Origin of the sequence: Flavonifractor sp. An52, assembly GCF_002159385.1 — a bacterium.
Taxonomy (GTDB): Bacteria; Bacillota; Clostridia; order Oscillospirales; family Oscillospiraceae; genus Flavonifractor; species Flavonifractor avicola.
On the sequence record NZ_NFIB01000016.1, the window covers coordinates 43,512 to 64,341 of the forward strand.

General features: G+C 61.0%; 22 protein-coding genes. 8 read left to right on the top strand and 14 right to left on the bottom strand.

Annotated elements, in window-relative coordinates:
• Positions 1-13: 13 nt before the first annotated feature.
• From B5G06_RS07975 to B5G06_RS08005, 7 genes are all read right to left on the bottom strand, one after another.
• The gene (locus B5G06_RS07975; protein WP_087188550.1) at positions 14-178 is read right to left on the bottom strand and encodes a FeoB-associated Cys-rich membrane protein; all 165 of its coding nucleotides are present in this window, start codon (positions 176-178) and stop codon (positions 14-16) included.
• A 4-nt stretch (positions 179-182) separates the two neighbouring features.
• Complete coding sequence (feoB, locus tag B5G06_RS07980; RefSeq protein ID WP_087188551.1) at positions 183-2,630, bottom strand: ferrous iron transport protein B; 2,448 nt, start codon at positions 2,628-2,630, stop codon at positions 183-185.
• Positions 2,631-2,832: 202 nt separating this feature from the next.
• Positions 2,833-3,303, bottom strand: coding sequence for a CD1247 N-terminal domain-containing protein (locus tag B5G06_RS07985; protein WP_087188552.1), 471 nt, complete (start codon positions 3,301-3,303; stop codon positions 2,833-2,835).
• A gap of 252 nt (positions 3,304-3,555) precedes the next feature.
• Complete coding sequence (gene efp, locus B5G06_RS07990; RefSeq protein WP_087188553.1) at positions 3,556-4,125, bottom strand: elongation factor P; 570 nt, start codon at positions 4,123-4,125, stop codon at positions 3,556-3,558.
• Between the two features lie 79 nt (positions 4,126-4,204).
• The gene (locus B5G06_RS07995) at positions 4,205-5,266 is read right to left on the bottom strand and encodes a M24 family metallopeptidase (protein WP_087188554.1); all 1,062 of its coding nucleotides are present in this window, start codon (positions 5,264-5,266) and stop codon (positions 4,205-4,207) included.
• Between the two features lie 37 nt (positions 5,267-5,303).
• Positions 5,304-6,149: a TIM barrel protein gene (locus tag B5G06_RS08000; protein WP_087188555.1), complete on the bottom strand. Its 846-nt coding sequence runs from the start codon at positions 6,147-6,149 to the stop codon at positions 5,304-5,306.
• A complete protein-coding gene (locus tag B5G06_RS08005) occupies positions 6,146-6,646 on the bottom strand; it encodes a YqeG family HAD IIIA-type phosphatase (protein ID WP_087188556.1) in 501 nt (166 codons plus the stop codon). Before B5G06_RS08005 ends, B5G06_RS08000 begins: the two co-directional genes overlap by 4 nt.
• Before the next feature lie 248 nt (positions 6,647-6,894).
• On the opposite strand from B5G06_RS08005, the gene B5G06_RS08010 reads away from it, so the two are divergent.
• Entirely contained in the window at positions 6,895-7,677 is a 783-nt protein-coding gene (locus B5G06_RS08010) for a hypothetical protein (RefSeq protein ID WP_087188557.1), read from the top strand.
• A 50-nt stretch (positions 7,678-7,727) separates the two neighbouring features.
• Here B5G06_RS08010 and rpsU read toward each other — a convergent pair whose 3' ends face one another.
• From rpsU to B5G06_RS08040, 6 genes are all read right to left on the bottom strand, one after another.
• Positions 7,728-7,910, bottom strand: a complete 183-nt coding sequence (rpsU, locus tag B5G06_RS08015; protein WP_009259223.1) for a 30S ribosomal protein S21 — start codon at positions 7,908-7,910, stop codon at positions 7,728-7,730.
• 111 nt (positions 7,911-8,021) lie between these two features.
• Complete coding sequence (locus B5G06_RS08020) at positions 8,022-8,426, bottom strand: VOC family protein (RefSeq protein ID WP_087188558.1); 405 nt, start codon at positions 8,424-8,426, stop codon at positions 8,022-8,024.
• Entirely contained in the window at positions 8,423-10,843 is a 2,421-nt protein-coding gene (leuS, locus tag B5G06_RS08025) for a leucine--tRNA ligase (RefSeq protein ID WP_087188559.1), read from the bottom strand. Before leuS ends, B5G06_RS08020 begins: the two co-directional genes overlap by 4 nt.
• Before the next feature lie 146 nt (positions 10,844-10,989).
• Entirely contained in the window at positions 10,990-11,370 is a 381-nt protein-coding gene (locus tag B5G06_RS08030) for a hypothetical protein (RefSeq protein WP_087188560.1), read from the bottom strand.
• Between the two features lie 30 nt (positions 11,371-11,400).
• Complete coding sequence (locus B5G06_RS08035) at positions 11,401-12,297, bottom strand: DUF4179 domain-containing protein (protein ID WP_087188561.1); 897 nt, start codon at positions 12,295-12,297, stop codon at positions 11,401-11,403.
• The gene (locus tag B5G06_RS08040; RefSeq protein WP_087188562.1) at positions 12,291-12,734 is read right to left on the bottom strand and encodes an RNA polymerase sigma factor; all 444 of its coding nucleotides are present in this window, start codon (positions 12,732-12,734) and stop codon (positions 12,291-12,293) included. The genes B5G06_RS08035 and B5G06_RS08040 overlap by 7 nt, the downstream gene beginning before the upstream one ends.
• A 146-nt stretch (positions 12,735-12,880) precedes the next feature.
• On the opposite strand from B5G06_RS08040, the gene B5G06_RS08045 reads away from it, so the two are divergent.
• Both B5G06_RS08045 and B5G06_RS08050 read left to right on the top strand, forming a co-directional pair.
• Positions 12,881-13,438: a DUF2975 domain-containing protein gene (locus B5G06_RS08045; RefSeq protein ID WP_087188563.1), complete on the top strand. Its 558-nt coding sequence runs from the start codon at positions 12,881-12,883 to the stop codon at positions 13,436-13,438.
• Between the two features lie 12 nt (positions 13,439-13,450).
• On the top strand, positions 13,451-13,663 hold the full coding sequence (locus B5G06_RS08050) for a helix-turn-helix domain-containing protein (RefSeq protein WP_087188564.1): 213 nt from the start codon (positions 13,451-13,453) through the stop codon (positions 13,661-13,663).
• Between the two features lie 76 nt (positions 13,664-13,739).
• On the opposite strand, the gene B5G06_RS08055 is transcribed toward B5G06_RS08050, so the two are convergent.
• Positions 13,740-14,276 (bottom strand): uracil-DNA glycosylase, encoded by a 537-nt coding sequence (locus B5G06_RS08055; protein ID WP_087188565.1) that lies wholly within the window; start codon positions 14,274-14,276, stop codon positions 13,740-13,742.
• 448 nt (positions 14,277-14,724) lie between these two features.
• Here B5G06_RS08055 and aspS point away from each other — a divergent pair, with 448 nt between their 5' ends.
• From aspS to B5G06_RS08080, 5 genes are all read left to right on the top strand, one after another.
• Entirely contained in the window at positions 14,725-16,023 is a 1,299-nt protein-coding gene (gene aspS, locus B5G06_RS08060) for an aspartate--tRNA(Asn) ligase (protein ID WP_087188566.1), read from the top strand.
• Between the two features lie 12 nt (positions 16,024-16,035).
• Complete coding sequence (gene gatC, locus B5G06_RS08065; RefSeq protein ID WP_087188567.1) at positions 16,036-16,323, top strand: Asp-tRNA(Asn)/Glu-tRNA(Gln) amidotransferase subunit GatC; 288 nt, start codon at positions 16,036-16,038, stop codon at positions 16,321-16,323.
• A gap of 10 nt (positions 16,324-16,333) precedes the next feature.
• Positions 16,334-17,776 carry an Asp-tRNA(Asn)/Glu-tRNA(Gln) amidotransferase subunit GatA gene (gene gatA, locus B5G06_RS08070; protein WP_087188568.1) on the top strand — a complete coding sequence of 481 codons (1,443 nt, stop codon included), beginning with the start codon at positions 16,334-16,336 and terminating at the stop codon, positions 17,774-17,776.
• Positions 17,773-19,194, top strand: a complete 1,422-nt coding sequence (gene gatB, locus B5G06_RS08075) for an Asp-tRNA(Asn)/Glu-tRNA(Gln) amidotransferase subunit GatB (protein WP_087188569.1) — start codon at positions 17,773-17,775, stop codon at positions 19,192-19,194. Before gatA ends, gatB begins: the two co-directional genes overlap by 4 nt.
• 173 nt (positions 19,195-19,367) lie before the next feature.
• Complete coding sequence (locus tag B5G06_RS08080) at positions 19,368-20,669, top strand: MATE family efflux transporter (protein WP_087188570.1); 1,302 nt, start codon at positions 19,368-19,370, stop codon at positions 20,667-20,669.
• The last annotated feature ends 161 nt before the right edge of the window (positions 20,670-20,830 follow it).

Genomic DNA, 20,830 nt, shown 5'->3' on the forward strand with positions numbered 1-20,830 from the left:
ACCAAGCCCCTCCTTACGGCGCTTTCCGATGGCGGCAGTAGGTGTGGGGGCAGCTGGAGCAGCCGCCGCAGTCGCACCCCCGCTTGCCCTTCAGATTCTGATGGAAGCGATAGATCAGGTAGACCGCCGCCCAAATAATGAGGACGGCCACCCCGGCGTAGATCAGGTATTTCAACATAGCGTTACCTCAAAAACAGAGAGCCGATCTGGTAGACCAGGAAGGAACCCAGCCAGGCCGCCCCCAGCTGCCAGCAGATGGAGGCCAGAGTCCACTTGGCGGAGTTCATCTCCTTGCGGATGGTGGACACCGCGGCCACACAGGGCACATAGAGCAGTACGAACACCAGGAAGGAGTAGGCCGCCAGGGGGCTCTGGAACGTGCCGCCCAGGGCCGCGGCAATGGCGGTGCCGCTGGCGGTGACGGAGAAGCCGTAGAACATACTCATGGAGGACACCACCATCTCCTTGGCGACCAAGCCGGAGAGGAGGGCCACCGCCGCCTGCCAGGTACCGAAGCCCAGCGGCGCGAAGAGGGGGGCCAGGAAGGACCCGATGGCGCCCAGGATGGAATATTCCTCGTTGGACACCATACCGAAGGCGCCGCCCTCAAAGCCGAAGGTCTGGAGGAACCACAGCAGCACGCTCATGGCCAGGATCAGAGTGCCCGCCTTGATGAGGAAGCCCTTCACCTTCTCCCACACATGGAGGGCGATGTTCTTCAGGGTGGGCAGGCGGTAGGGGGGCAGCTCCAGCACAAAGGCGGCAGGCTCCCCCTTGAACACCAGCTTCTTCAGCAGGATGCCGGAGAGAATGGCGAAGATCAGGCCCAGGAAGTAGAGGGAAAACACCACCAGGCCGCCATACCGGGGGAAGAAGGCGGCGGTGAGCAGGCCGTACACCGGCAGCCGGGCAGAGCAGGACATGAAGGGCACCAGCATGATGGTCATGCGGCGGTCCTTCTCATTCTCCATGGTGCGGGCGCCCATAACGGCGGGCACCGTACAGCCAAAGCCCATCAGCATGGGGATAAAGGCTTTGCCGCTGAGGCCGAAGCGCCGCAGCAGCCGGTCCATGATGAAGGCGGCCCGGGCCATATAGCCCGAGTCCTCCAGGAAGGACAGGAAGAGGAACAGAATGGCGATCTGGGGCAGGAACGTCAACACGCCGCCTACACCGGCAATGACACCGTCCACCAGCAAAGCCTCCACCCAGGGAGCAGTACCGGCGGCAGCCAGCACACCCCGCACCCAGTCGGCAAAGTAGCCGCCGATGAGGGTATCCACCCCGTCAGCCAGCATTTGGCCGGGGCCAAAGGTGAGGGCGAACATAGCCAGCATCATCAGCAGGAACACAGGAATGGCAAACACCTTGTGGGTGACGATGGCGTCGATCCGATCGGACAGGGTAGGTGTACCCAGGGGACGGCCCCGGTGCACACAGCTGTCCACCACCTTCTGGATAAACTGATACCGGGCGTCGGCGATGAGGGTCTCCCGGTCGCCCAGCTCATAGGCGCTCTCATACTCCTGACAGACCCGTTCCAGGGCGGCCTTCTCCACCCCATTCAGGCCCAGGGCCTTCTCCACCAGATCGTCCCCCTCAATGAGCTTGATGGAAGCCCAGTGGGCGGGAATGTGGGCGGCATAGGCCTTGTCGTGGATGAGCTCGCCCATCTTGTGGTGGATCTGGTGGGTGAAGTCGTCATACAGGTCGTCCGGCTCCACGGTGACCCCAACGTGCATCTGGTGGTGGGCCACCTCCAGCAGCTTCTGGATGTTTTTGCCCGACCGGGCGGTGATGGGGATCACCGGTACGCCCAGTTCCTCGGACAGCCGGTCCACGTCGATCTTGTCCCCGTGCTTTTCCACCTCGTCCATAAAATTGAGGGCAATGACCATAGGCCTCTCCAGCTCCAACAGCTGAGCAGTCAGATAGAGGTTGCGCTCAATGTTGGTGGCGTCAATGATGTCGATGATGGCGTCGGGCCGCTCTCCCACGATAAAATCCCGGGCCACGATCTCCTCCATGGAGTAGGGGGAGAGGGAGTAAATGCCGGGCAGATCCACCACGGTGACGGATTTCCCATCTACCTCCGCCCTGCCCTCCTTCTTCTCCACCGTCACGCCGGGCCAGTTGCCCACATACTGGTTGGAGCCGGTAAGGGCATTAAAGAGGGTGGTCTTGCCGCAGTTGGGGTTGCCAACCAGAGCCAGCTTCATCTCCCGGGTATCGTGGCTGGCGTAATCCGGCACACCACCGTGGGCCGCAGCCTCATGGGCGTGGTCGGCATCCATCCGCCGGATGGTCTCCTCGTCGGGCAAGTGCTGCACCATACCCATGCGCTTTTTTCTGGCCTGGGCCCGCCGCTCCCCCTCCTCGCCGGTGGCGATGAGGATCTGGGCGGCGTCGGCCTTCCGCAGGGACAGCTCGTAGCCCCGCAGGTTGAGCTCCACCGGGTCGCCGAAGGGGGCCACCTTGCGCACCATGACCTGGGTACCGGGGGTCAGGCCCATGTCAACCAGGCGGCGCTTCACCGGCCCCCGGTCATTGCCTACCTGGAGAATGATGCCCTTTTCCCCGGGCTGGACTTCCTCCAGAGTCTTATGTGTCTGTGTCTCTTGTAGTTTCATCTTATCCCATCCGCAGTTCTCAGAGTTAATCTAATCTAATTCCGTGCCCATTATACTACGCTGGCAGCGGCAGACGCAAGAGACTTCCCCCGCCATTTTCACCAAAATCCCACTGGTTTTGTGGCCATAAGAGAAAACATCGAACAAAGGCAAAAAAGGAGCGCCGCGGAATCTCCGCAGCGCTCCCGATATACCTTGGAACTTAGTCCTCGTGGTCGTGGTCCTCACAGCCGCAGCCACAGCCGCAGTCGTCCTCGTCCTCATCGCCGCAGCAGCAGTCGTCAGACAGGTCCAGAGCGAACTTCTGCTTGCAGCTGGGGCACTGGATTACGCCCTCGTCCAGAACGGACTCGTCGATCACCAGAGTCTCGCCGCAGTTGGGGCACTCGGTCTCGAAGAAGTCGTCGTCATCGCAGCAGCAATCGTCGTCGTCATCCTCGTCGTCCTCGTCCTCATAGACGGCCTTCTCCACGTCGGCCAGATCGTCGGAGATGGCGTCGATCTCCTCGCCCAGAGCCACGGTGTTCTCCTCCAAATCCTCAATGGACATCCCGATCTCCTCCAGGATGCCGATGATCACGTTGAGGAGCTTGCCCTCCTTGGACTTCTCGGTGTCGATATTCAGGCCCTCAGCCAGGCCCTTCAGGTACGCGACCTTCTCAGAAATCGTCATAATGCGTCTCCTTTTCTTCATCAGTCAGCCACGAAGGGCCAATAGAATAGGAATCTGTTTTCGGGTGGATTCACTTCACCCGAAAACACCTCGACCCGCGCCACGGGGCGCGAAACCGGGGGTATCAAATGGGCTGTGCCGCCATACGGCGCGGCCCATTTGTATCTAGGGGGTCGGAAGCGCCGGGGGCGCATCCGATGAAAATCCATGCGAAGCCACATTTAGCTTCTTTGGATACCCCCTGGACATTTTTTAACCCTTGCAGCGCTCCAGGTACTCGCCGGTACGGGTGTCGATCTTGATCTTGTCGCCGGGGTTGATGAACAGGGGCACCTTGATCTCGGCGCCGGTCTCCAGGGTGGCGGGCTTGGTCACGTTGGTGGCGGTGTCGCCCTTGAAGCCGGGATCGGTCTCGCTGACCTCCAACTCCACGAAGGTGGGGGGCTCCACGGCGAAGATCTTGCCCTTGTAGGAGTTGATCTTGCACACCATGTTCTCCTTCACGAAGCGGAAGTTGTCACCCAGCAGCTCGGAGCCGATGGGCACCAGATCGTAGGTCTCGGGGTCCATGAAGTAGTACAGATCGCCGTCGTTGTAGCTGTACTCCATGTCCTTGCGCTCCACATAGGCCTGCTCAAACTTGGCGGTGGGGTTGAAAGAGGTCTCGGTCACGCCGCCGGTGATGACGTTCTTCATCTTGGTGCGGACGAAAGCGGCGCCCTTACCGGGCTTGACGTGCTGGAACTCGACGACCTGCATGACCTGGCCGTCCATCTCAAAGGTCACGCCGTTGCGGAAATCACTGGCAGAAATCGTAGGCATTGAAATTCATCCTCCAAAAGGTTTTTTGAATCATCAGCTAAGTCATTTTACCTTATTATTCCCCTCATTGCAAGGCTTTTTACAGAATAATCAGCTCTTTGGGAGATTTGGTGAGGTTCACAGTGCCCTCCTCGGTGTAGATGAGCACATCCTCAATCCGCACACCGAACTTGCCGGGCAGGTAGATACCGGGCTCAGCAGAAACAGCGGCACCCACAGGCATGGGGGTCTCGTCACGGCCGTTGGCATTGGGGGACTCATGGATCTCGATGCCTACGCTGTGGCCGAAGCCATGACCAAAGTATGCCCCGTAACCGGCGTCCTCAATCACCTTGGCAGCGGTGTTGTGGATCTCCTTGCCGGGCACGCCCGCCTTGGCGGCGGCAATACCGGCCAGCTGGGCCTTCAGCACGGTGTCGTACACCTTGCGCATCTCCTCGGTGGGCTCGCCCAGGGCAATGGTGCGGGTCATGTCGGAGCAGTAGCCGCCGTATTTGCAGCCGAAATCCATGGTGATAAACTCGCCCTTCTGCACCTTCTTCTCGCTGGGGATGCCGTGGGGCAGGGAGCCGTTGGGGCCGGACACCACAATGGGATCAAAGCTCATCTTTTCAGCGCCCCGGCACAGCATCTCGTACTGAAGGCGGGCAGCGATCTCCTGCTCGGTCATGCCGGGCCGGATAAACTTCAGAATGGCATCAAAGGCCTGGTCGGTGATCTCCTGGGCCTTCTTCATCAGGGCGATCTCTTCCTCATCCTTGGCCGCCCGCAGGTTGTTCACCAGGCTCTGGGCAGGCACCAGCTCGCAGGGCAGCTTGGAATACTGGTTGTAGGAGGCCACAGTCACATAGCCGTCCTCAAAGCCCATCTTCTGAATGCCCAGCTCCTGAACGGCCTGCTCGGCCAGCACCATGAAGTTCTTGTTCCGGTCGGTCATGGTGATGTGGGCGCCGGTCACCAGGTTGCCGGCGGCCTCAATGTACCGGGAGTCGGTGAAATAGCGGCTTTCATTCTTGGTCACGATGACCATGCCCTCGCCGTGGAACCCGATGGCATAGTACTCGCCGGGATCGCTGGTGATGAGCATGGCGTCCAGCTTGTATTCGTCCAGCTTGGCCGCGATCTGATTGAGATGATTCATGATAAAGACTTCCTTTCTATCTCGCGCCGCAGCAGCCCTAAAGGGCGCTTTGGTACAGCTTTTTCATGGTTAGAGCGTCCTCGGCCTGTGTCCCGGCCGACTCGCAGATAAAAGTAGGGCTCCAGCCCCGGCGGGCCACCTCGGTCATCAGAGGCTCCGGGTCGGGCCCGAAGTCCGCCTGATCGAAGGTCAGGTGCATCTTCTCTCCCCCGTTGGGGGTGAACTGGATCTTGGAGAAGTGGCTGTGGAAACGGGAGGCCCGTTCCTCTCCCAGCACCTCTTTGATGCGGTCCAGCATTTTCACGCAGGCCTCATGGCCCTCCAGCTCTCCCAGAGTACGGGCGTACAGGTGGCCGAAATCCACGCAGGGGGTAAGCCGCTCATCCAGAGTACACAGCTCCAGCACCTCGTCCAGGTCCCCCAGCTGGTTGATCTTGCCCATGGTCTCGGGGCAGAGGGTGATGTGTCCAAATCCGGCGGCGTCGCAGGCAGTCACCACCTCTTTCAGGGAGTGCAGGGCGATGTCCTGGGCCTCCCGCCGGGTGCGCTTCATCAGTGCACCCGAGTGAATAACTACCCGGGTGGCACCCATCCAGTCTGCCGCCTGGCAGGCCGCTGTGATATAGCCGATGGTCTTTTGCAGGCTGTCGGGATCGGGATTGGCCAGATTGATGAAATAGGGAGCGTGGAGGGATAGGGCAATGCCCGCCTCCCTGGCCGCCTCCCCCACCTTTCTGGCCGTGGCTTCCCCTACGTTGACGCCCTTGCCGCACTGGTACTCGTAGCAGTCCAGTCCCAGCCCCGCCAGCCAGCGGGGAGCGTCCACCGAGGATTTATAGGGAAAGGACTCGGCATTACCTGCCGGTCCGAAGATAGCGCTCATAATGGTTTTGCTCTCCTTTTTGTCAGGGCGCGGAAGGGCCACTCGGCGGCGTACCGCAGGTAGCGCCCCGGATTGCCCGCCAGCCGGATAGGCTCCACCAGCAGCGTGGTCACACCAGCCCGGCTGCCGCCCAGAATATCGGTAAAAATCTGATCCCCCACAATGGCGGTCTGTGCCGGGGTGCGGCCCATCTGCTCCATGGCCTTGATAAAGGAGCCCGGCTTGGGCTTCCCGGCGTGGCCGATGTAGGGAACGCCCAGCGCCTTGCAGAACCGCTCGGGCCGCTGGGGATGCCGGTTATTGGACAGCACGAACAGGGTGATCCCATGCTTTTGCAGTTCCGCCGTCCAGTCCCGCACCGCCTGGGTAGGTTCCGGCACCCCGTAGGGCACCAGGGTGTTGTCCAGGTCGGCCAGCAGCAGGCGGATACCCCGCCCGGCCAGCGCGGCGGGATCGATGTCGTAAATGGTTTTTCCTGACCAGTGGGCCGTCAGCATGGTTTCACCTCGTCTATTTGCAGTCTGGTCAGCATAGGATGGTACAGGCTATCGAAAAGAACCTCCAGAGCAAAGGATTCGGAGGGAAAGATAGTGTGAAAGAAAACCGTCAGGGTTGTCTTTCGCGTTCGATCAAACACGTTTTGAAACTTGGCTCAAGTTTCAAAACGTGCTTCAGCTTGTCGGAAAGCCTTTTCGACAAGCTGATTATACACGCTTCTTACAACTTGGACAAGGGGGTAGCTGATATGCAGCTGAATTCCACATTGATTCTCACCGCACCCCCCGCCCACAGCCGGGCGGCTCTGCGGTTTGGCCTTCCCGTGGCCCATGCGGCCTATCGGGTGGGGGGCGGCCCCCATCTCTTCCGGGCCAATATGCCCATATCCGTCCGGGGCGGCCTGATGGCGCTGGACTGCGTGGGCTTTGACGGCCGGGGTGAGGCCGGGCCCTTCTGTCAAGAGGTTCTGCGGGAGTGCTCCGCCCGGGGGTATGACGGCATCTTATGCGACTTTGAGGGCCGTCCCATGCCCCTGCTGACGGAAATCGTCCGTACCCTGGCCGGTCTCACCCAAAAGCGGGGCTGGCCTCTCTATGTGACCGAGACCTACGGCGGCTATGCCGACAGCGCCAAAGTGCTCATCTCCTCCGCCCTGTCCGGCGGCTCTCTGGCCCAGCGGCTGGCGGAGGCGGCGCAGCGGTACGGCCAGGGCCGGGTGGCCCTGGCCATAGAGCGGGTGGCAGAGGACTTCTACCTCCCCTCCCCCTCCGGTCAGGGGCAACCTCTCAGCCAGGAGGAGCTGCGCCGGCTGATGGACGAACGCAGTCCCTCCATCTTTTTCTCTACCGAGCTGTGCGCCCACTACTTTACTTATATGTCCCGGGAGAACGGCGCTCATTTCGTTCTCTTTGACGACGCCGGGTCCATCCGCAAAAAATTGCAGGTGGCCCGGGGGCTGGGCATCCGGCAGGCGGTGCTGTCCTACCCCCAGGTGGAGGACCTGATGGAGGACATTCTGGCGGCTCCCTGAAACGGAACAGGACCCCGCGCCGACGGCGCGGGGTCCTGTGATTCGTAGTATTAGTAATACTTCTTGCGGTTCTTGCGGGCGGCCTCAGACTTCTTGCGCCGCTTAACGCTCGGGCTCTCGTAGTGCTCACGCTTGCGAACCTCGGCCAGAACGCCAGACTTGGCACAGCTGCGCTTGAAACGCTTCAGCGCATTCTCCAAGGACTCGCCGTCCTTCACATGGACTTCCGACATTGACTTCCCCTCCCTCCGAAGCGGCGGGGTTCCACCGCCAAAGGGCCACACATAGATATGGCTTTAACAGAATCATTGTATGCTATCCGCAAGCAAATGTCAAGTGCAGATTTATTTCTTTCTTTTTTCCTGGGTCAGTTCCTGGAAAAATTCCAGCTCTTCCCCAATGGGACCGGCACAAAAAGCGATGCGGATGGGGTAGTTCCCGCCCAGATTTTTATCCACCGGCTGGACCAGCACCGGGCATCCGGCGGCCTGAAGCCGCTCCACCATACCGTCCACATCGTCTGTGGCAAAAGCCAGGTGGGCAAAGAAACCCTTGCCGCGCTCCGTACCATTGGAGGTAACTTCCAGAATGGTATTACCCAGATCCAGCATGGCGCCCTGGCTGTCCCCCTGCCCCCAATGGCGGATCAGGGAGCAGTCCAGCACCTGCTGATAGAAATCCAGAACCCGCTGGAATTCTTCCGCTCCCTGGGCCTTCAGGGAGACATGATGGACCCCTTTGATGCTCATTTGGCAATCAGGTTGACCAGCTTGTTGGGTACCAGGATGGTCTTAACCAGGTTCTTGCCCTCGGTAAACTTCTGTACCTTGGGATCGGCCAGAGCGGCAGCCACCACGGTAGCCTCGTCGCTGTCCATGGGGACGGTGACGGTGGCGCGCAGCTTGCCGCACACCTGCACGGCCATCTGCACCTCGGCGGCCACGGTCTTGCTCTCGTCGTAGGAGGGCCAGGCCTGCTGGCAGGCCATACCGTCGGCATTGAAGCCCAGGGTCTCCCACAGCTCCTCCACCATGTGGGGAGCGAAGGGGGAGAGCAGCAGCAGCAGAGTCTTGTACTCGCCCTTGGAGCAACCGTTGGCATAGAAGTCGTTGACCAGAGCCATCAGGGCGGCAATGGCGGTATTGAACTTCATGGCCTCGATGTCGTCGGCCACCTTCTTGATGGCCTTGTGGATGGCGCTCTCGTTGGCGGCAGAGTACTCCATGGAGTCGGTCAGGTTCTCCGACAGGTTCCACACCCGGTCCAGGAACCGTTTGCAGCCCTTGACGGCGTTGTCGGACCAGGAGGCGGCCTTCTCAAAGTCGCCGATGAACATGATATAGGTGCGCATAGTGTCGGCGCCGTACTGGGCCACCACGTCGTTGGGGTTGACCACGTTGCCCCGGCTCTTGGACATCTTCTCGCCGCCCTCCCCCAGGATCATGCCGTGGGAGGTGCGCTTCTGGTAGGGCTCCTTGGTGGGCACCACGCCGATGTCGTAGAGGAACTTGTGCCAGAACCGGCTGTACAGCAGGTGCAGGGTGGTGTGCTCCATGCCGCCGTTGTACCAGTCCACAGGGCTCCAGTACTCCAGAGCCTCCTTGGAGGCCAGGGCCTTGTCGTTGTGGGGGTCCATATAGCGCAGGAAATACCAGGAGGAGCCTGCCCACTGGGGCATGGTGTCGGTCTCCCGCTTGGCGGGGCCGCCACAGTGGGGGCAGGTGGTGTTGACCCAGTCGGTCATCTTGGAGATGGGGGACTCGCCGTCGTCGGTGGGCTCGTAGGAGTCCACATCGGGAAGCAGCAGGGGCAGCTGATCCTCGGAAATGGGCTGCCAGCCGCACTTCTCACAGTACACCATGGGGATGGGCTCGCCCCAGTAACGCTGACGGGAGAACACCCAGTCACGCAGCTTGTAGTTGACCTTGGCCTCGCCGATGCCCTTCTCCTCCAGCCACTTGGTGATGACAGGGATGGCGTCCTTTACGGTCAGACCGTTGAGGAACTCGGAGTTGACCAGGATACCGGTCTCGTCCTTGGCGGTGAAGGCAGCCTTCTGCACGTCCTCGCCGCCGGAGACCACCTCGATGATCTCGCAGCCGAACTTCTTGGCAAACTCCCAGTCGCGGTCGTCGTGGGCGGGCACGGCCATGATGGCGCCGGTGCCGTAGGTGGAGAGCACATAGTCGGAGATAAAGATGGGGATCTCCTTGCCATTGACCGGGTTGATGCCCTTCACGCCGTCCAGACACACGCCGGTCTTTTCCTTGTTCAGCTCGGTGCGCTCCAGATCGGACTTGGAGGCGGCGGCGGCCTGATAGGCACGCACATCGTCGGCGTTGGCCAGCTTGCCGCTCTCCAGCCAGCCCTTCACAAGGGCGTGCTCGGGAGAGAGGACCATATAAGTGGCGCCGAACAGAGTGTCGGGTCGGGTGGTGAACACCACGATGTCCTCGCCGGTGGTGGCCTTAAAGGTGACCTCGGCACCGGTGGAGCGGCCGATCCAGTTCTTCTGCTGGGTCTTGACCCGCTCGATGAAGTCCAGGTCGTCCAGGTCATCGATGAGGCGCTGGGCGTACTCGGTGATCTTGAGCATCCACTGGCTCTTCTCCTTGCGGACCACGGGGGCGCCGCAGCGCTCACACACGCCGTCCACAACCTCCTCGTTGGCCAGCACGCACTTGCAGGAGGTGCACCAGTTCACAGGCATGGTGGTCTTGTAGGCCAGACCGTGCTTCCAGAGCTGCAGGAAGATCCACTGAGTCCACTTGTAATAGCTGGGATCAGTGGTGTTGATGACCCGGTCCCAGTCGAAGGAGTAGCCCAGCATATGCAGCTGCTTGGTGAAGTTCTCGATGTTGTCGTGGGTCACCTTGGCGGGGTGAATGTGGTTCTTGATGGCGTAGTTCTCGGTGGGCAGGCCGAAGGCGTCATAGCCCATGGGGAACAGCACATTGTAGCCGTCCATACGGCGCTTGCGGGCCACCACGTCCATGGCGGTATAGGGGCGGGTGTGGCCTACGTGCAGACCCTGTCCGGAGGGATAGGGGAACTCCACCAGGCCGTAAAACTTGGGTTTATCACTGTGGTTTTCACAGTGGAAGGTTTTTTCCTCTGCCCATTTTTTCTGCCACTTGGGCTCGATGGCAGCAAAATCGTACTTCATTGACTGCACTTCCTCGTATCATATCCTGGCGGCATCCACCGCCTCCATAATCCAGCATATTATACTAGAAATACAACATCAATGCAAGAAAAACCATCAGGCCCCGCCGTAAAATACGGCGGGGCCTGATGGTTTTTACGTCCCAATCAAGCCTCACGCAGCGGGAGATACGTCTCGCCCAACCACAAGCCCTCCACCAGATCAGGTTCGATAGCCTCCGGTAAGATCCAGACATAGAGGGCGCCATACCGCTCCCCACCGGGGCTGGTCTGATCCAGAATGGTGTGCAGGCTGCCATCCTCGCTCTGGAACAGCTGATACCGCTGGTCAAAGGCCAGGGCCACCTGTTCGCCGTTCTTTAGCTGGAGCAGCATGGAACGGGTACCCAGGCAGGCCCCGCCGTCCACGCCCAGCTCCGGGTGCTCAAAGCCCACCCGCAGGCTGAGGGACATGGCGGTCAGCTCCACCTGCTCCAGGCGCAGGCCCTCCTGACTTTGGTTCAGGGCCACCGTGCGCTGGGGCAGCAACTCCGGCTCAAAGCGAAGGGTCCAGTCATCCTAGATGGCCGTCCCGGTCCAGTAGGAGGCAGAAATCATCTCCGGCAGTTCCTCCAGGGCCAGCTCCCCGCTCTCCTTCCAGTACCAATCGATATACCGTCCACCCTCCAGCACCACATAGTGGATGTCCGTTAGGTCGGCGGGCAGGATTTCCGCCTCCTCCAGATGGGTCACAGCCTCCGACAGGCCGAACTGGATGTGGAAGTGCCCGCCCCGATCATAGCCCACTGAGGAGATCCACACATCGTCGGTGCCCTCCAGGGCCATATGGGTCTGCTCTGGTACCAGAGCGGTAAGGGCGGTCCCGTCTGCGCCAGTCACAGCGGTGGAAGCCAGCGTCTCAAAGGAGGTAAATTCCTCCCAGGGCAGCTCAATGCCGCCCTGCCGCACCTGGCCCGGCCAGAACCCAGACAGCGACACCTCCACCGTGCCGTCCTCCCAAAGGCCCCCCCGGTCCAGTTCCCAGGCATACAGGGCAGTGCTGCTCTCGCTGTCGTAGGCCAGGGGTTCTTCCCCGCCGGCCAGGGTGGTATCCGGTCCGATCCGGTCTCCCTCCAGGTCGGTGACCTCCAGATAGGCGGTGCCACCGGCGGCGTCGGTGAGGGCGGCCACTATTTCCACCTTCACCCCTTGGTCAGTAACCGATACCCCCTCCACTGTCTGGCTGTGGGGGGTGTATCCCTCCAGTATCCCGCTGAGGGTCTGCCGCAGGTCGGGGGACAGCGCCAACGCCGACACCACAAGCGCACCGCACATCACCGCCGCCGCCACAAGCACCCGGAACGTATGTCTAGGGGTTTTTACCGGCTCTGATGTCATGGTCTCCGTCAGCCGGGCCTGAAAGTCCTGATCCGGCTCTACCTGGTCCATCCAGGTCTGATAATCCTGCTTCAGCATGGCGTTTCCCCCTTCTGTAAGTCCTCCCGCAGCATGGCCCGTGCCCGGCTCAGGCGGGTGCGGATGGTCCCCTCCCGCTTGCCCAGCAGCCGGGCGATCTCCGCGGTACTCAGCTCCTCGTAGTAATAGAGATGGACCACCACCCGGTAGTCCTCCGGCGGCTCCGGCGCGGCCATCTGCCCCGCCTCCTCCAATGGCACCGCACGCCTGCGCCAGAGGGAGCGGTGCAGATCCCCCGCGCAGTTGGCGGCTACCCGCAGCAGCCAGGCCTTGCAATGCTCCCCATCCCGAAAAACCGGGGCCGTCCGCACCAATCGCAGGAAGGTCTCCTGGGTGATGTCCTCCGCATCCTCACGGCTGCCCGTCCGGGCGTAGGCCAGCCGGTATACCGCCGGGCTGTACTGCTCCACCAGCCGGGCGGCTTCCTCCCGATCCATAGCCCACTCTCCTTTCTCTGTTCCTATAGGATACACGTTTTTGCTCCGCAAAACGTTACAAGCCCCGTCGTTATATTGAAAAACGATAAAAACGCATTTACAAGCAATGTGTTCCGTGGTACAGTGATGCCAAAGGAGGCGTGATTATGGAGAGAACCGGCGTGCAGAAACTGGCCCATGTGCTGACAATACTGGTTACCATCACTTTTGTATGCAACCTCATTGCACTTATCATGGTGCCCGGGCTGGTACACATCGGCTCACAGCAGGGGCTCGCGGCGTGGTGGGACTATGACATCGACGATACCCTGCATATGCTGCTCATCGGCGGCTGGTCCATGTGGGGGCGCAACGGCATCCAGGCGGATGTTCTGTCTGGTTTTCTGCTCTTCTGCGGCGCCTGTACAGCGGCCATCCTGTGGCAGGGCCGCCGGGTGCTGGGCACTGTCCTCAAAGGTACTCCCTTCTGCCTGGAAAATGCCAAAAGCCTTTTGGGGTCGGCGGTCCTCTGCTTTCTGATTTCCGGGGCCGCCCTGGTGCGTGTGATCTGGAGGATCTGCTATGCCCAATCCATCGCGCCTCTGTTCAGCTATAATACACTCTTTGTTCCGCTCTTCTTTCTGGCCGGGCTGCTCTGTCTGGTCATATCCGCTCTCTTCCGCCAGGCGGCGGAGATGAAGGCGGAAAACGACCTGACCATCTGAGGAGGTGTTCCCATGCCCATCGTTGTGAATCTGGATGTGATGATGGCCAAGCGGAAGATGAGCCTCAATGAGCTGTCCGCCAAGGTGGATGTCACCCTGGCCAACCTGTCCATTTTGAAAAACAACCACGCCCGGGCGGTCCGCTTTACCACCCTGGAGGCCATCTGCAAGGCCCTGGACTGCCAGCCCGGGGATATTCTGGAATATGTGCCGGAGACGGAGTGAACCATAACGCTCCCTTTGCCTTCTGCGATAAAAAACGAATAAAAAATTGGGACCTGCCTCAGGCAGGTCCCGCTGTTCAGTCGTAGGTATGGTTGCAGATCTCCCGGATCTTGGCCTGGAGGGTCTTTAGATCCACAAAGCTTTCAGGCCGTTTAGAGGGGTCTCGCAGCAGAGCGGAAGGGTGGAACATGGCCATCATCCACACCCCGGCCTTCTCCATCCACTGTCCGTGCTCCCGGGTGATCTTGAAGTCGTCTTTCATCAGCCGAATGGCGGCGATGCGCCCCAGGCAGACGATGATTTTGGGCCGGATCAGGGCCACCTGATTGCGCAGGTAACCGATGCAGGCCTCCTGCTCAATGTTCAGCGGGTCCCGGTTTCCCGGCGGACGGCACTTGACCATATTGCCGATAAACACCTTGTCCCGGCGCAGGTCGATCATCTCCAGCATATCGTCCAGCAGCTGGCCCGCCCGACCCACAAAGGGCCGTCCGGTCAGGTCCTCCTGCTCACCGGGCCCCTCGCCGATGAACATGACCTCCGCGTCCCGGGCGCCCTCGCCAAAGACCACGTTGTGCCGGGTATCGGCCAGGGAGCACTTGCGGCAGTCCATACATTCGGCATAGAGCTCATCCCAGTTTTTCGTGTCCTCCGCCCCCTTTCTTCGAGGATTTTCCCCATTGTAACATAGGGCCGCCCTCCTTGCCTAGGGCAGATTTTGTCAAAATTCACAGTTGCTTTTCCACGCAAAAGCGCATATACTACGCCCATAAAGGCTGCGACAAAGACCGCCGCCCGTGAGAGCCGACAGAGAATCCGGGTCACCGACTGAAAGCCCGGTCCGGCAGGATGGGATGGTGCAACACTTTTGAGCCGGCGTTTCGAGCCCCGTTTGGGAGGTAGGTTCGTCCGTATTACTCGCGTTAAGAGTTCCAAGTGGCTCCATCAAGGGTGATGGGGCAACTACGGGTGGTACCGCGGAGTTTTTCCGTCCCGAAGTCGTTTTGATCGACTTCGGGACTTTTTTTTATTTTTTTCAAACAAGAAAGGTTGTGAACGGTATGGTATTCCTGGCAAAACAAATCGACAAAGCGGTGGAGGGCCGGAATAACCAGCCCGTCACCATCCACGGCGCGGTCCATGCCCTGCGGGACATGGGCGGCATCACCTTCGTCACCCTGCGCACCCGCACCGGTCTGGTCCAGTGTGTCTGCACCCAAAAGGACGCCCTGGACGGGGCCACCGAGGAGTGCGCCGTCACCGCCGCCGGTATGTGGCGCATCGAACCCCGGGCTCCCGGCGGGAAAGAGCTGACCGACGCCAGCCTCACCGTCCTGTCCCGCCCCGCCGCTCCTCTTCCGGTGCCACTGTCCAAGAAAAAGCTGGACCTGAACCTGGACACCGAGCTGGGCCTGCGGCCGGTAGTGCTGAGAGCCCCCAAGGAGCGGGCAGTGTTCCGCGTCCAGGCCGCCATTGGCCGGGCCTTCCGGGACTACCTCCAGGGGGAGGGCTTTACCGAGATCCACACCCCCAAGATCGTCCACGCCGGTGCCGAGGGCGGGTCCAACATCTTCCGCCTGGACTACTTTGGCAAGAAGGCCTTCCTGGCCCAGTCCCCCCAGTTCTACAAGCAGACCATGGTGGGCGTTTTTGAGCGGGTGTACGAGGTGGCCCCTGTGTTCCGGGCGGAGAAGCACTCCACCCAGCGACACCTGAACGAGTACACCTCTCTGGACTTCGAGATGGGCTATATCCAGTCCTTCACCGAGATCATGGAGATGGAGCAGGGCTTCCTTCAGCATCTGATGGAGCTGCTGAAAGCGGAATACTCCGCCGAGCTGGCTCTGCTGGGCGTGGAACTGCCCGACGCCTCCAAAATTCCCGCCGTCCGCTTCGACGAGATCAAGCGGTTGGCGGCGGAGAAGTACGGCTATCAGATCCGAGACCCCTTCGATCTGGAGCCGGAGGAGGAGCACGCCATCGGCAAGTACGCCAAGGAGGAGTGGGGCAGCGATTTCGTGTTCGTCACCCACTACCCCAGCAAGAAGCGGCCCTTCTATGCCATGGACGACCCTGATGATCCCCGCTTCACCCTGTCCTTCGACCTGCTGTTCCGGGGTCTGGAGGTAACCACCGGCGGCCAGCGTATCCACGACTACGCCGCCCAGGTGGCCAAGATGGAGGCTCGGGGCATGGACCCGGCGGAGTTTGAAAGCTATCTCATGATCCACAAGCACGGAATGCCCCCCCACGGCGGACTGGGCATCGGCCTGGAGCGGCTGACCATGCAGCTGTGCGGTTTGGACAACGTCCGCCGGGCCTGTCTGTTCCCCAGAGACCGCACCCGACTGGAACCGTAAGGAGGAATTAATATGAAAATCACCGAAGATATGGTCGACTATATCTCCCAGCTCTCCCGGCTCCAGCTGCCGGCGGAGGAGAAAACCGCCATGACGGCGGAGCTGGAGCGCATCGTGGCCTATATGGATGTACTCAACACCCTGGATACCACCGATGTGGAGCCCCTGAGCCACATTTTCCCCCTGAAAAACGTGCTGCGCTCCGATGATGTGGTCCCGTCCTACGACCGGGAGACCCTGCTGGCAGGGTCTCCCGCCGGGGACGGCGAGACCTTCCTGGTCCCCAAGGCGGTAGAGTGAGGTGGCACACATGGAACTGTATGAACTGACTGCCCTGGAGCTGGCGCAAAAGCTCCGCACCGGCGAGGTGACCCAGCAGGAGGCGGTGGAGGCCGCCCTCTCCCGTATTCACGCCACCCAGCCGGGCAACAACGCCTTTGTCACGGTGGACGGCCCCGTCTTCCCGGCGGCCGATCTGTCTGCCTCCCCTCTGGCCGGGGTGCCCATGGCCTACAAGGACAACATCTGCACCAAAGGGGTGGCCACCACCTGCGCTTCCAAGATTCTTGAGGGCTTCGTCCCCTGCTATGACGCCACTGTGGTGGAGCGGCTGACCGCCGCCGGGGCAATCTCCATGGGCAAGCTGAACATGGACGAGTTCGCCATGGGCTCCACCTCTGAGACCTCCCACTACGGCCCAGTGAAAAACCCCTGGGATCTGACCCGGGCAGCTGGTGGCTCCTCCGGCGGCGCTGCCGCCGCCGTGGCAGCTGGTGAGGTGTGGTACGCCATCGGCTCGGACACCGGCGGGTCCATCCGCCAGCCCGCCGCCTACTGCGGCGTCACCGGCATGAAGCCCACCTACGGCACCGTGTCCCGGTACGGCCTCATCGCCTACGCCTCCTCCCTGGATCAGATGGGCCCCATCGCCAAGTCCGCCGCCGACTGCGCGGCGGTGCTGGACCTGATCCAGGGCAGGGACCACCGGGACGGCACCAGCCTGGACGCCCCCGCCGGTGGGCTGCTCTCCTCCCTCACCGGCGACCTGCGGGGCAAAAAAATCGGCCTGCCGGCAGACTGCTTCGGCCAGGGTCTGGATAGTGAGGTGCGTTCCGCCGTGCTGGCCGCCGCCGAGGTATTGAAAGCCCGTGGGGCCCAGGTGGAAGAATTTGCCCTGCCGGTGATGGAGTATGTGGTGCCCACCTACTATATCATCGCCTGCGCCGAGGCCAGCTCCAACCTGTCCCGGTTCGACGGAGTCAAGTACGGATGGCGGGCTGAGGACTACGGGGATCTCACCGACCTCTACTGCAAGACCCGCACCCAGGGCTTCGGCTCCGAGGTGAAGCGGCGCATCCTGCTGGGCACCTTCGTGCTGTCCTCCGGCTACTATGACGCCTACTACAAAAAGGCCCTCCAGGTCAAAGCCCTCATCAAGAAGGCCTTTGACGAGGCCTTTACCAAGTATGATCTGCTCCTCACTCCGGTGGCCCCCACCATCGCCCCCAAGCTGGGGGAGAGCCTCACCGATCCCCTGAAGATGTACCTCAGCGATATCTACACCGTATCGGTGAACCTGGCGGGCCTGCCCGCCCTGTCCATGCCCTGCGGCTTTGACGGCAAGGGTATGCCCATCGGCGCCCAGCTCATCGGTCCCGCCCTGGGCGACGGCGGGGTGCTCAACGCCGCCCACGCCTTCCAGCTGGACACCGGCTGGCACAAGAAAAGCCCCAAAGGAGGCGACGCACAATGACCTGGGAAACCGTCATCGGTCTGGAGACCCATGTGGAGCTGGCCACCAAGACCAAGATTTTTTGCTCCTGCACCACCCAATTCGGCGGCGCGCCCAACACCCACTGCTGCCCGGTGTGTACCGGTATGCCGGGCACCCTGCCGGTGCTCAACGAAAAGGTACTGGAGTTTGCGGTAAAGGCCGGTCTGGCTCTGAACTGTGAGATCAGCCGTTTCAGCCGCTTTGACCGGAAGAACTACTTCTACCCCGACCTGCCCAAGGCCTACCAGATCTCCCAGCTCTACCTGCCCATCTGCCACGACGGCAAAGTGGACATCGGGGAAGGCAAGACCATCCGCATCCACGAGCTGCACATGGAAGAGGACGCAGGCAAGCTGGTCCACGACCCCTGGCTGGACCAGACCCGGGCGGACTACAACCGCTGCGGCGTGCCCCTCATCGAGATCGTCACCGAGCCCGACTTCCGCTCGGCTGAGGAGGTCATCGCCTACCTGGAGAAGCTGCGCTCCACCCTGCAATACCTGGGTGTGTCCGACTGCAAGATGCAGGAGGGCTCCCTGCGGTGCGACGTGAACCTGTCGGTGCGTCCCGCCGGGTCCACAGAGTTCGGCACCCGCACCGAGATGAAGAACCTGAACTCCTTCAAGGCCATCTCCCGGGCCATCGCCTATGAGGCCCGGCGGCAGATCGAGCTCATTGAGGAAGGCAAGCAGGTGGTCCAGGAGACCCGCCGCTGGGACGAGAACAAGGACGCCACTTACGCCATGCGCTCCAAGGAGAACGCCCAGGATTACCGTTACTTCCCCGAGCCGGACATTCCGCCGCTGGAGCTGTCCGACAAATATATCGAAGGACTCCGGGCCGCCCAGCCCGAGCTGGCCGAGGCCAAGCGGGCCCGCTATCAGGCCGACTGGGGACTGCCCGCCTACGACGCTGAGATGCTCACCTCCCAGAAGGCTCTGGCTGACTTTTTTGAAGAAGTAGTTGCCCTGGGAGCCGATGCCAAGCAGGCCTCCAACTGGGTCATGGGTCAGGTTATGGGCCAACTGTCCGCCCACGGCCTGGAGGCCAAGGACATGAAGCTAACCCCCGCCACTCTGGCCAAGCTCATCGCTCTGGTTCAAGATGGCAAGCTCAACCGCAACACCGCCGTCAAGGTCTTTGAAGCGGTCTTTGCCGACAACGGCGACGTGGATGCTTATATTAAGGAACATGGTCTGGCCCAGGTGTCCGACGCCGGGCTGGTGACCGCCGTGGTGGAACAGGTGCTGGCCGCCAACCAGAAGTCGGTGGAGGACTTCAAATCCGGCAAGGAGAAGGCCTTCGGCTTCCTGGTGGGCCAGGTCATGCGGCAGCTCAAGGGCCAGGCCGCCCCGGCGGTGGTCAACCAGGTGCTGCGGGAAAAGCTGTCCCAGTAACCTTTCCCAAGCTTGACAGGATTCCGCTCTTCTGGTATGCTCTTATCCACAAGTAAACTATGTGCATGACGCCCGTCACCGGATGGGCGAGGCAACGTGCCTGAGTATATTCCGTAGGTCTTTGAAGGAATATACTCAGGCACGTTTTTCATTTGCACCCGGGAGGACAAACCATGCGGCGGACTTTTTTCAAGTACATCTCCTTAAATATGCTGGGAGCCCTTGGGCTGTCCGGCTACATTATGGCGGACACCTTTTTTGTGGCCAACCGGCTGGGCTCCGACGGGCTGGCGGCCCTCAATCTGGCTATTCCCATTTTCGGGCTCATCAACGGACTGGGCATCCTGCTGGGCATCGGGGGCGCCACCCGCTACTCCATCTGCCGGTATCAGGGGGATAAAGATCGGGCCAACCGCACCTTTACCTTGTCCCTGCTCACCGGGCTGGGGCTGGGGATCATCCTAGCTCTGCTGGGAGCCTTCTGTGCCCGGCCCATCGCTCTGCTGCTGGGGGCTAATACCGACACACTGCCTCTGTGCACTGTCTATCTGCGCACGGTACTCCTCTTCTCTCCCTGTTTTCTCCTCAACCATGTGATGGTGTGCTTTATCCGCAATGACGGCAATCCCAAGCTGGCCATGACCGCCATGCTCACCGGCAGTCTGGCCAACATCGCCCTGGACTACCTCTTCCTCTATCCTTTAAATATGAGTATTTTCGGGGCAGCTCTGGCCACCGGCACCGCTCCGGTAATCGGGCTGTGTCTCTCCTCTCTCCACAGCCTCACTGGTCGGAATCAGTACCGGCTGAGCCGGCCCGCCAACCCGGCCCGGTCCCTGGCCGACGCGGCAGGCCTGGGCAGCGCCGCCTTTCTCAATGAGTTTACCTCCTGCATAGTGCTGGCTCTCTATAACGCCCTGATGCTCCGGGCTGCCGGTACGGTTGGGGTGGCAGCCTACGGCGTGGTGGCCAATCTGGCGCTCATGGCTCTGGCTCTGTTTACCGGCCTGTCCCAGGGGGCCCAGCCTCTCATCAGTCAGTCCTACGGTCGGGGAGACCATCACACCGTCCGTCAGCTTTGCCGTCTGGCCCTGCTGGTCTCCTGTCTGGTGGGTCTGGCCTTGGCCCTCATCGCTCAATTCGGGGCCGAACCCCTGGCAGCCCTGTTCAACCGGGATGGCGACCCGGAACTGGCCCGGCTGGCAGTAAGCGGGCTGCGGATCTATTTCTGGGGCTTTATCTTTGCCGGACCCAACATTATTGCCGCCTCCTTTCTGGGTGCTGTGGAGCAGCCCCGTGCCTCCTTTCTCCTGTCCCTGTTCCGGGGCGGCGTAGGCATTGCCGCGCTGGTACTTTTGCTGGCATGGCTGCTGGGCGTCACCGGGATCTGGCTGGCTTTCCCGGTCACAGAGCTGCTTACCCTCTTTCTGGCTCTGGGTGTCAGCCGCAGGGTCCTTCGTACTCCACTATCTTAATAAAACAAACTCCCCCCGGTTCAGCTCAAAGTGAACTGCACGCCATTTGTTAGACAGTATGATATACTGGATAACAAGTGGGGTGTTTTATTATGCCAAAAGGGAAAGCAAACAAGCGCTACACACCGGAATTCAAGCAAATGGTAGTAGAGACGATGAGA

Coding starts and splice junctions, on each gene's coding strand:
- B5G06_RS08035 (WP_087188561.1), bottom strand. CDS start 12,297: ATGCTGAAGCAGGATTATCAGACCTGGATGGACCAGGTAGAGCCGGAT.
- B5G06_RS08080 (WP_087188570.1), top strand. CDS start 19,368: ATGCGGCGGACTTTTTTCAAGTACATCTCCTTAAATATGCTGGGAGCC.
- B5G06_RS07975 (WP_087188550.1), bottom strand. CDS start 178: ATGTTGAAATACCTGATCTACGCCGGGGTGGCCGTCCTCATTATTTGG.
- B5G06_RS08055 (WP_087188565.1), bottom strand. CDS start 14,276: ATGGACTGCCGCAAGTGCTCCCTGGCCGATACCCGGCACAACGTGGTC.
- leuS (WP_087188559.1), bottom strand. CDS start 10,843: ATGAAGTACGATTTTGCTGCCATCGAGCCCAAGTGGCAGAAAAAATGG.
- B5G06_RS08045 (WP_087188563.1), top strand. CDS start 12,881: ATGGAGAGAACCGGCGTGCAGAAACTGGCCCATGTGCTGACAATACTG.
- B5G06_RS08010 (WP_087188557.1), top strand. CDS start 6,895: ATGCAGCTGAATTCCACATTGATTCTCACCGCACCCCCCGCCCACAGC.
- feoB (WP_087188551.1), bottom strand. CDS start 2,630: ATGAAACTACAAGAGACACAGACACATAAGACTCTGGAGGAAGTCCAG.
- gatA (WP_087188568.1), top strand. CDS start 16,334: ATGGAACTGTATGAACTGACTGCCCTGGAGCTGGCGCAAAAGCTCCGC.
- B5G06_RS07985 (WP_087188552.1), bottom strand. CDS start 3,303: ATGACGATTTCTGAGAAGGTCGCGTACCTGAAGGGCCTGGCTGAGGGC.
- B5G06_RS08000 (WP_087188555.1), bottom strand. CDS start 6,149: ATGAGCGCTATCTTCGGACCGGCAGGTAATGCCGAGTCCTTTCCCTAT.
- B5G06_RS08020 (WP_087188558.1), bottom strand. CDS start 8,426: ATGAGCATCAAAGGGGTCCATCATGTCTCCCTGAAGGCCCAGGGAGCG.
- efp (WP_087188553.1), bottom strand. CDS start 4,125: ATGCCTACGATTTCTGCCAGTGATTTCCGCAACGGCGTGACCTTTGAG.
- B5G06_RS08040 (WP_087188562.1), bottom strand. CDS start 12,734: ATGGATCGGGAGGAAGCCGCCCGGCTGGTGGAGCAGTACAGCCCGGCG.
- gatB (WP_087188569.1), top strand. CDS start 17,773: ATGACCTGGGAAACCGTCATCGGTCTGGAGACCCATGTGGAGCTGGCC.
- aspS (WP_087188566.1), top strand. CDS start 14,725: ATGGTATTCCTGGCAAAACAAATCGACAAAGCGGTGGAGGGCCGGAAT.
- B5G06_RS08005 (WP_087188556.1), bottom strand. CDS start 6,646: ATGCTGACGGCCCACTGGTCAGGAAAAACCATTTACGACATCGATCCC.
- B5G06_RS07995 (WP_087188554.1), bottom strand. CDS start 5,266: ATGAATCATCTCAATCAGATCGCGGCCAAGCTGGACGAATACAAGCTG.
- gatC (WP_087188567.1), top strand. CDS start 16,036: ATGAAAATCACCGAAGATATGGTCGACTATATCTCCCAGCTCTCCCGG.
- B5G06_RS08050 (WP_087188564.1), top strand. CDS start 13,451: ATGCCCATCGTTGTGAATCTGGATGTGATGATGGCCAAGCGGAAGATG.
- rpsU (WP_009259223.1), bottom strand. CDS start 7,910: ATGTCGGAAGTCCATGTGAAGGACGGCGAGTCCTTGGAGAATGCGCTG.